Source organism: Mycolicibacterium sp. P4_G11 (genome assembly GCF_056555145.1).
The window spans coordinates 327,371-337,095 of record NZ_JBFUJW010000002.1 but is presented as its reverse complement, the minus strand read 5'-3'; the positions used below and the strand labels follow the sequence as shown (position 1 = coordinate 337,095).

7 protein-coding genes are annotated in these 9,725 nt (G+C 66.7%); 5 read left to right on the top strand and 2 right to left on the bottom strand.

What is annotated here, in order from left to right:
* Window positions 1–24: 24 nt before the first annotated feature.
* Both fabG and AC1U2B_RS05395 read right to left on the bottom strand, forming a co-directional pair.
* Window positions 25–801 carry a 3-oxoacyl-ACP reductase FabG gene (fabG, locus tag AC1U2B_RS05400; RefSeq protein ID WP_480215966.1) on the bottom strand — a complete coding sequence of 259 codons (777 nt, stop codon included), beginning with the start codon at window positions 799–801 and terminating at the stop codon, window positions 25–27.
* 15 nt (window positions 802–816) lie between these two features.
* Complete coding sequence (locus AC1U2B_RS05395) at window positions 817–1,833, bottom strand: phosphotransferase enzyme family protein (RefSeq protein WP_480215965.1); 1,017 nt, start codon at window positions 1,831–1,833, stop codon at window positions 817–819.
* 279 nt (window positions 1,834–2,112) lie between these two features.
* Between AC1U2B_RS05395 and AC1U2B_RS05390 the strand changes: the two genes are divergently transcribed.
* The 5 genes from AC1U2B_RS05390 to AC1U2B_RS05370 all read left to right on the top strand — a co-directional run bounded on the left by AC1U2B_RS05390 (window position 2,113) and on the right by AC1U2B_RS05370 (window position 8,713).
* Window positions 2,113–3,690 (top strand): APC family permease, encoded by a 1,578-nt coding sequence (locus AC1U2B_RS05390; protein ID WP_480215964.1) that lies wholly within the window; start codon window positions 2,113–2,115, stop codon window positions 3,688–3,690.
* Window positions 3,691–3,740: 50 nt separating this feature from the next.
* Window positions 3,741–5,066, top strand: coding sequence for an aspartate aminotransferase family protein (locus AC1U2B_RS05385; RefSeq protein WP_480215963.1), 1,326 nt, complete (start codon window positions 3,741–3,743; stop codon window positions 5,064–5,066).
* Window positions 5,063–6,946, top strand: a complete 1,884-nt coding sequence (locus tag AC1U2B_RS05380; protein WP_480215962.1) for a propionyl-CoA synthetase — start codon at window positions 5,063–5,065, stop codon at window positions 6,944–6,946. Before AC1U2B_RS05385 ends, AC1U2B_RS05380 begins: the two co-directional genes overlap by 4 nt.
* Window positions 6,947–6,976: 30 nt before the next feature.
* Window positions 6,977–7,717: a GAP family protein gene (locus AC1U2B_RS05375; RefSeq protein ID WP_480215961.1), complete on the top strand. Its 741-nt coding sequence runs from the start codon at window positions 6,977–6,979 to the stop codon at window positions 7,715–7,717.
* Window positions 7,718–7,795: 78 nt separating this feature from the next.
* A complete protein-coding gene (locus tag AC1U2B_RS05370; protein WP_480215960.1) occupies window positions 7,796–8,713 on the top strand; it encodes a metal-dependent hydrolase in 918 nt (305 codons plus the stop codon).
* Window positions 8,714–9,725: the final 1,012 nt, after the last annotated feature.

Below are 9,725 nucleotides of genomic sequence, written 5' to 3'. Positions count from 1 at the left end.
GTGGTTCACCGTACCGACCGACTGTCAGCCCGCGAGGGCGTCCAGGGATTCGGGCAGGATTTGCCCGCCGTCGACAACGATGGACTGCCCGGTGATATAGCGGGCCTCGTCGGTGGCGAGGAACGCGGCGAGGTGGCCGATGTCTTCGGGGGTACCGAGCGTGCCGGCCGGGATGGACCGGGCCATGCCGGCGAGGTAGTCCTCGCCCATTTCCTGCAGTCCCTCGGTGAGGATGTTGCCGGGCAGCACGGCGTTGACAGTGATGCTCTTGGCGGCGAGTTCGATTGCGGCGGTGCGCATGAAGCCCAGTTGCGCGGCCTTGGAGGCGCCGTAGTGCGACCAGCCGGGGAACCCGGTGACCGGGCCGGTGATCGACGAGGTGATGACGACGCGTCCAGAGCCGCTCTTGGTCAGTGCGTCGAGGCAGGCCTGCACGCTGTAGACGGTGCCCTTGACGTTGACGTCGAGCACCGTGGCCAGGTCCTCGGGCGTCATGGTGGCCAGCGGTGCCTCGGGGAAGATGCCGGCGTTGGCGCACAGCACGTCGATGCCGCCGAAGGCGTCGACGGCGGCGGCGGCCATGGCCTGGCAGGACCGGGGATCGGCGACATCGACGGAGACGCCGATGACCTTGCCGGACCCGAGGCCGTCGAGGCCGGCGACAGCGGTGTCGAGGTCGTGCAGCGACCGGGCGGCGACCGCGACGTTGGCCCCGGCGGTGGCGAAGACGGCGGCGATGCCGTAGCCGATGCCCTTGGTGCCGCCGGTGACGATGACGTTCTTGTTGGTGAGATCGAACACGGGTTGTCCTTGTCGTCAGTGGATGAGAGTCGGTGCAGCGGCGGGAACGTCGACCCGGAACCAGGACGGGTCGGTGAGGTAGGCCTGCGCCAATTGCGCTGTGCCGGAGGCATATCGGCCGCCGAGGGTCTGTGCAGGCCCGGATTCGGGATGGGAGCCGATCCAGGCCGTGAGCATCAGGCGGCGCAACATGACGAAGGTGGGGATCTCGACGAGGTCGGTGGCGGGAATGTCGCGGACACTGCGGTAGCCCGACAGCCACTCGTCGACGATGCGCGCGGCGCCGGGGGAGTCCTCGACGAACGACACCACGGCACCGAGGTCGGCGAGGTACCACGACCAGCCGCAGTCGTCGAAGTCGATGACGGTGATCTTGCCGCCGTGCACCATCAGGTTCGACATCCTCAGGTCGGCGTGGACCAGCCCGAAGCGTTCGGGCCCCATGCCGTACTCGGTGAGCCGGTCGATGACCTTGCGTTCGGCTGCTTCGATGACGGCGGCGTCCTCGGCGGTCAGGGCCGGCGCGTCACGCCAGTTGCCCCACCGGCCGGCGGCGCCGAGCATGGTGTCGAGATCCCAGCGGAACCGCGTGAAGGTCTCCGGTCGCTGCCAGCGCTGGACGTGCTCGTGCAGTGTCGCGGTGATGGCGCCCAACTCGCTGAAGCTGATGTCGGAGGCGTCGTCCTCGGCGATGGTGCCCTCCACGAACGTGAACAGATCAACCAGACAGCTCTCGTCGCCGATCTGAGCCTCCACCACGCGGCGGCCGTCGGGAGCCGCGATCACCTGCGGCGTCGTGATGGACGAGTCGGTGCGCAGGCTCTCCATCCAGTCGAGTTCGGATTCGATGGCGGGCAGCGAGTGGTAGCCGGGTCGGTGCACGCGAAGGACCTGTCGCTCGTTCCCTGATTCCACGAGGAAGGTGCCGTTCTCCGAGTAGCTGAGTAGCGTGACGGTCGCCGCGTCGAGCCCGTAGTGCGGGAGCGCGGCACGCGCGAAGCGTTCGTAGTCGGCGGCGGCCATGTCGCTCATTGTGGCTCTCCTGAACTGGCGGTGTGGGCACGGTCACGTTTTGGTCTGGTCAGTTGTACCGCACTTCGAGCCGAAAGTGAACCAAATCCAAAAATTGGTAACGACAGGTTTACGCGCCGGAAACGCGGCAAAATTGGGGTATTGACCACGCTAAACCGGTCTGGTACCAATAGCGCTGTGCCGATGGCCTGGGGGTCCATTGGTCCACTGGATAGCTGAACTGCCGCTCGATAGAGCAGACCAAATAAACCAAAACCAGATCCGGATCGGTTGGCACCCATGAGTGAGATCGACGATTACCCACGAACTGCCCCAGTCACGGCGGCGCCGGATGGCGCCCCCGGAGTGCAGCGACTCAAACGCGACGCCGTCGGCTTGGTCGGCGTGCTTTTCATGGCGGTGGCCACTGCCGCCCCCATCACCGCGATGGTCGGCAACGTGCCCATCGCCATCGGATTCGGCAACGGCGCGGCGGCCCCCGCGGGGTACCTGATCGCGACGATCGTGCTGGGGCTGTTCTCCGTCGGCTACGCGGCGATGTCAAAGCACATCACCGCGACCGGCGCCTTCTACGGCTACATCTCCCACGGCCTCGGCCGGGTCGTTGGCCTGTCGGCCGGTTTCCTGACCATGCTGGCCTACGTCGTGTTCGAACCGGCTCTCGTCGGCATCTTCGCGTTCTTCTCCCGGGACCTGTTCACCTCGCTGTTCGGCGTCAAGCTGCCGTGGCTGATGTTCGCGGTGGCAATGATCGTCGCCAATGCCGTCCTGACCTACTTCGATGTCAACCTGGCCGCGAAAGTGCTTGGCGGGCTGCTGGTTACCGAGATCGTCATGCTGACCCTGATGGCCGGGTCCGTCGTGGTCAGCGGTGGCGGCCCGGAGGGTTGGTCGTTGGGCTCGCTCAACCCGATCAACGGGCTGAAGGGCCTCAATGCTGTCGTGCCGAATGTCAACGGCGTCGGCACCATGGCCGTGGTGGGGTCGGCGGGCGTCGGACTGTTCTTCGCGTTCTGGTCCTGGGTCGGTTTCGAATCCAGCGCCATGTACGGCGAGGAATCCAAGAACCCCAAGAAGATCATCCCCATCGCCATCATGTCGTCGGTGCTGGGCATCGGTGCCTTCTACGTCGTGGTGTCCTGGCTGGCGATCGTCGGCACCGGACCCGCCAAAGCCATTGCGCTGGCGCAGGATACGAACACGGCCGGTGAGATCTTCTTCGGTCCGGTGCGCGACCACCTCGGCGGGTGGGCGGTGACCATGTTCCAGATCCTGCTGGCCACCGGCTCCTACGCGTGCGGCATGGCCTTCCACAACTGCGCGGCGCGTTACATCTACGCGATCGGCCGCGAAGACATCATCCCCGGGACCGCGAAAACCGTTGGGCGCACGCACCACATCCACGGCTCGCCGCACGTCGCCAGCTTCGTGCAGAGTGGCCTGGCGCTGCTCATCGTCGTATGGTTCGCCGTCTCGGGCCGCGACCCTTACAGCGGGCTGTACGGCCTCGGCGCCCTCCTGGGCACCGCTGCCATCCTGATCGTGCAGGCGCTGGCGGCGTTCTCGGTGGTCTCGTACTTCCATGTGCGCAAACAACATCCGGAGACTGCGCACTGGTTCCGCACCTTGGTGGCGCCCGGACTGGGCGGTGTCGGGATGCTCTACGTGATCTACCTGCTGATCAAGAACGCGTCCTTCGCCGCCGGTACCGCCTCCGAAGACATCGTCTTCACCTCGATCCCGTACGTGGTCGGCACCACCGCCACCGTCGGAATCGTCATCGCCCTCGTGCTGCGGGCCCGATCCCCGCAGCGCTACGAACGGCTGGGCCGCGTCGTACTCGACGACGAACGCTGACGTCACACCCGCACCCATCGCAGATCGCTTCTATCGCAAGGACAACGAACATGGCTTTCTCCACAATCATGGACTCCAACAGCTACACGGGCGGGGAAGCGCTGGACCCCACCACCGATGCCATGGTGGAGAAGCGGCGTTCGACGCTGGGTCCGTCGTACCGGCTCTTCTACAGCCGGCCGGTGCACCTGGTGAAAGGCTCCGGCGCCCACCTGTTCGACGCCGAGGGCAACAAGTACCTCGACGCCTACAACAACGTGGCCAGCGTGGGGCACTGCAACCCGCGGGTGATCGAGGCGGTGACCCGCCAGATGTCGGAGCTGAACACCCACACCCGCTACCTGCACGGCGGCATTCTCGACTACTCCGAGCAGTTGCTCGCCACGTTCCCCGCAGAAATCTCGTCGATCATGTTCACCTGCACCGGATCTGAGGCCAACGACCTCGCCGTCCGGGTGGCCGAGCAGTACACCGGCGGGACCGGGATCATCGTCACCGAGGAGGCCTACCACGGCAACAGCGCGCTGATCTCGGCGATGTCGCCCTCGCTGGGCGTCGGGCTGCCGCTGGGCACCAATGTCCGCACCGTGCCGGCCCCGGACTCCTACCGGATCGATCCGGCGGAACTGGGCCGCTGGTTCGCCGACCAGGTCAGCGGCGCGATCGCCGACCTCGAACGGCACGGCCACAAGTTCAGTGCGCTGCTGCTGGATTCGATCTTCTCCTCCGACGGCATCTACGTGGACCCGACGGTGCTGGGGCCTGCAGTCGAGGTGGTCCACCGCGCCGGTGGCGTGTTCATCGCCGACGAAGTCCAGCCCGGTTTCTCCCGGACCGGAGAGGCGATGTGGGGTTTCCAGCGGCACGGCGTCGTGCCCGACCTGGTGACCATGGGCAAGCCCATGGGCAACGGCATTCCCGTCGCCGCGATGGCCGCCCGACCGGAGATTCTCGATGCCTTCGCGCGGGAGACCCCGTATTTCAACACCTTTGGCGGAAACCCGGTGTCGATGGCTGCGGCGCAGGCCGTCCTCGACGTCATCCAGGGTGACGGGCTCGCCGCGCACGCCGTCGAGGTCGGTGATCAACTGCGCGCCGAACTGCGCGCGCTGGCCAAGGACCACCCGTTCGTGGGTGACGTGCGTGGTACCGGGCTGTACACCGGCGTCGAGATCGTCACCGACCCCGACAGCAAGGAACACGACCGGGCCCAGGCGCAGCGCATCGTCGACTTGATGCGGGAAAACCGGGTTCTGATCTCTGTGTGCGGTGGACATGGCAACATCCTCAAAGTGCGCCCACCTCTTGTGTTCTCGATGTCGGACCTGGACTGGTTCATGACGGTGTTTTCCGCCGTGGCCAAGGAGGTCTCGTGAGCGCCTATCGCGAGGCGTTCGAGGCCGCTGCGCAGCGGCCCGACGACTTCTGGCTGACGGCCGCCGAGGCCATCGACTGGACCGTCCCGCCGACCCGAGCGCTCGACGATTCCGCGGCGCCGCACTACCGCTGGTTCCCCGACGGGCAGCTCAACACCTGCTACAACGCCCTCGACCGGCACGTCGAGGCCGGCAACGGGGACCGCACCGCGCTGATCTACGACTCGGCGATGGTTGGCGTGCAGCAGTCCTTCACGTACGCCGAGCTGCTCGACCGCGTGGCGCGCTTCGCCGGAGCGCTTGCCGCACAAGGCGTCACCAAGGGCGACCGCGTCGTGGTGTACATGCCGATGATTCCCGAGGCGGTCGTCGCGATGCTGGCCTGCGCCCGCATCGGCGCCGTCCACTCGGTGGTTTTCGGCGGGTTCGCGGCCAACGAGCTCGCGGCCCGCATCGACGACGCGCAGCCGGTGGCCCTGCTGACGGCTTCGGGCGGGCTGGAGCCGGGGCGGACGGTCGAGTACCTGCCCGCCGTCGCCAAGGCGCTGGCGTTGTCGTCTTCGGCGCCCGCGACGGTGATCGTGAAGAACCGCGGCGAGATCGCCGGTGCGGCCGCCGACTACCCGGGTTACCTGGACTGGGACGAGCTGGTGGCGGACGCCGCGCCGGTGGCTCCCGTGCCTGTCGCTGCCACCGACCCGCTCTACATCCTCTACACCTCCGGGACCACCGGGAAGCCCAAGGGCGTCGTGCGCGACAACGGTGGGCACGCCGTCGCGCTGGCCTGGTCGATGAAGAACGTCTACGACATCAGCGCCGGCCAGGTGATGTGGACCGCCTCGGACATCGGGTGGGTCGTCGGCAGCTCGTACATCGTCTACGGACCCCTGATCGCCGGCGCGACCACGGTGCTCTACGAAGGCAAGCCCGTCGGCACCCCCGACGCCGGTGCCTTCTGGCGAGTCATCGAACAGCACGGGGTGGCAGCGCTGTTCACCGCACCGACCGCACTGCGCGCCATCCGCAAAGCCGATCCGAACGCGTCGATGCTTGCGGGACATGATATTTCGACGTTGCACACGCTGTTCGTCGCGGGCGAACGCCTGGACCCCGACACCTACGAGTGGGCGTCGGAGGTCCTGCACTGCCCCGTGGTCGACCACTGGTGGCAGACCGAAACCGGCTGGGCCATCTGCGCCAACCTGCGCGGGCTCGAACCGATGCCCATCAAGGCCGGATCGCCGACCGTGCCGGTGCCCGGTTACCAGGTCGGCATCGTCGACGCCTCCGGTAACCCGGTCGCGTCCGGCGTCGAAGGCAACATCGTCATCAAGCTGCCGCTGCCGCCCGGCACCCTCGCCGGGTTGTGGCAGAACCCCAAGGGATTCGTGCAGTCCTACCTGACCGCGTTCCCCGGCTACTACCTGACGGGCGACTTCGGCTACGTCGACGACGACGGATATCTCACCGTGCTGGGCCGCACCGACGACGTCATCAACGTTGCGGGACACCGGCTTTCGACCGGAAGTATCGAGGCGGTCATCGCCGGGCACCGGGCTGTGGCCGAGTGCGCCGTCATCGGCATCCACGACGACCTCAAGGGGCAACGGCCGAGTGGCTACGTCGTGCTGAAAGCCGGCGCGGACATCGACGGCGCGGTACTGCAACAGGAACTCGCGGCGATGGTGCGCGACCAGATCGGGGCGGTCGCCACCTTCCGCGACGTCACCGTCGTCGGTGCCCTGCCCAAGACCCGGTCGGGGAAGATCCTGCGAAAGACCATGCGGCAGATCGCCGAAGGCGTCGACTACGTCGTCCCGTCCACCATCGAGGACAGCTCGGTGATCGACGCGCTGATCCCGGTGCTGCGGCCGAGCTGACAGCCCGCGGCGCCAGGTAAGTTGGCGGCAATGTGGGGTTCTGTGGCGGTGCTGGCGCTGCCGATCGCGTTCGATCCGGTGCGCCTCGGCGTCAACCTGTTGCTGATTTCCCGGCCGCGCCCGGCGCAGAACCTGCTGGTGTACTGGATCGGCTGCGTGACCGCGAGCGTCATGCTGCTGTTGCTTCCGCTGCTGGCGCTGCACGTCACCGATGTCGCCTGGGTGCACGACCTGGCCAACCCCCGGACCACCGCCAGCGCCACGATGCGGTACGTGCAAGTGTTTGTCGGGGTGGTGCTCCTGGCCATCGCGGCGGCGATGGCGGTGCGGATGGTGACGCGCAAGCGCGCTCCGGACGCGGACGTCTCGCCCATCTCAAAGTTGTTGCAGCGGGACCCGGACGCGCCTGCGCGGGGTGGATTTCTGGGACGCGCCCAAAGAGCCTGGGAGAGCGGGGCATTGTGGGTCGCGGCGGTGATCGGCTTCTGGGCCGGCCCGAACCCGTCGCTGGTGCTGTTCGCCCTCACGACCATCCTGGCGTCGGGCGCCGCGATCGGCACCCAGCTCGGCGTCGCGGTGGTGTTCATCGTGGTGAGCCTCGCGGTCGTCGAGGTGGTGCTGCTCTGCAACGTCGTCACCCCCGCGAAAACCCAAGCGGTGCTGCGAAAAGTGCACGATTGGGCACGTGGCTATCAGCAGCAGATCGTGGTGGCGATCATGACGCTCGTCGGCCTGGCGTTCGTCGCCAAGGGTGCGGGCTGGCTCGCCTAGTTGCACAGTGTCGACCCGAGGAGTACTACGGAGCGCGACAGAGGGTTGAAGGCGGCTCCAACTGGGAAAAGAGTGTGGATGACTGTTCACGAGGTCCACCACGACGGATATCCGACACATCGCCGAAAAGTTCGCTTCGACTGGTCGGACACGCCGCTGCACTGGGTCCCCGGAGACCCGTTCTCCACCCACATGCTCAACGTCTTGCATCTGATGTTGCCGGCCGGCGAGCGCTGGTTCATCCAGGTCGTCAACGAGGCGGAACCGCTGGTCGACGACCCAGAGATGAAAGCCGCCATAAAGCCGTTTGTTCAGCAAGAGGGCTGGCACGCCCAGGCACACCAGATGGTTCTTCAGCATCTGGCGGAGCAGGGCATCGACACCGTGCCGTTCACCGGCACGATGTCCACGGAACTGCCGACGCCGGGTGACAAACAGTCGCGATTGCCACGGGTATTCCAGCGCTGGTCCCTGTACCAGCGCTTGGCGGTTGCCGCGGCGCTGGAACCCTTCAACGCGGCGTTGGGTCAGTGGACGATCCAGAACCGCGGCCTCGATTACGCCGGAGCCGACCCGACCATGCTGGATCTGCTGCGCTGGCACGGGGCGGAGGAAATCGAACACCGTGCGCTGGTGTTCGACATCTATCAGTACCTGTGCGGCAACTACGCCATGAGGGCAGTGACCATGCTGCTCACCGCGCCCGGCTTCCTGTTCACGTGGCTGCGGGGAGTGCGGTATCTGATGGACGCGGACCCGACCATCTCAGCCAAGCCACGGTTTCGCGACTGGTTGCGAGCCTCCCGGGAGTATCGGGTACCGGGTCCGTGGTTGCTCATGGTGACGGTGCCGTTCCGCTACATCCGGCCGGGCTATCACCCCAGTAACGAGGCATCCACCCAGATGGCGATGGATTACTTGGCATACTCGCCGGTGGCGCGGGCCGCCCGCGAGCGGGCCGACGCCGCGTCGAGCGGCGACGACGGAGGTCAGTAGTCGAGCTGCGCGTCCAGATCGAATTCGTCGAGGGCTCGCGACACGATGTCCCGCAGCTCAGCTCTGGTGTTGGGCCGACCGGGAAGATACGCAGAGATTCTGATCGACATCTTCCCGCAGGCCCGCCCCGAGGACAGGAACAGTTGTCCACCCATGGCCTCGAGCAAGCCCTTCGTGATATCGGGCTCGACGGATCGCATGTACAGGTAGTCGGCGTCGGTGCCGTCGGGCCGGTTCGTCGCCGGCGGCATGTCGCCAACGTTGGAGCACGTGACGGGCAGGATGGCGCCGCCTGCCGCCATCGCACCGAACTTCCTGACCGCCCACTTCGGCGTTATCGACGCAAGTGCGGTCGGCGCCAGGGACTCGTCGTCGGGGTTCTCCATGGTCTCGAGCGTGGCGCGGGTGATCTTGGCGCGCAGCTCTGCGAGGTCCTTCGCCACGTGCGTGGGATCGACTGCGACGTCGACACTCGTCAGCGCATTGGCACGGGTATCGCCTTCGGCCCGAAGCGATATCACGAATCGCAAGGTGGCCGTTCCGTTCTCCTGAACGCGCCCGGTCTCGATCGCGAGTCTGCACGCGATTCCTGCCACCAGCGAATTACTGGTCCCACCAAGCGTTTTCGCGCGTTCGTCCCATTCCCTCAGGTCGATTTGTGCGGTGATACCGGGTACGTCGACCGCCTGATCGGCGTCGGTATCCGCGGGGGAGGCGGGTACTGTCCCGACCGGTGACCGGAGTTCGCCCCGTTCGCGCCGGGCCATTCGAGCCACGGCGGCCACCGCGTGCGCCATGTCAGGCAGATCCTTGACGGCTTGCCGCAGATCCGCACGCAGTGCGCGACTGCGGGGGCGCGATCCCCGGGGCAGATAACCCAGATCGTGTGTCGTGCCCTCGACAGCGTCGGCGACCGCCTGCCCGAAGGCGATGGCGTCGACGATGAGATGCGAAGCCACCAGACTCACCGCGGTTCCGCCGTCCTCGAGCGGGAGAACCCCGAGATGCCATC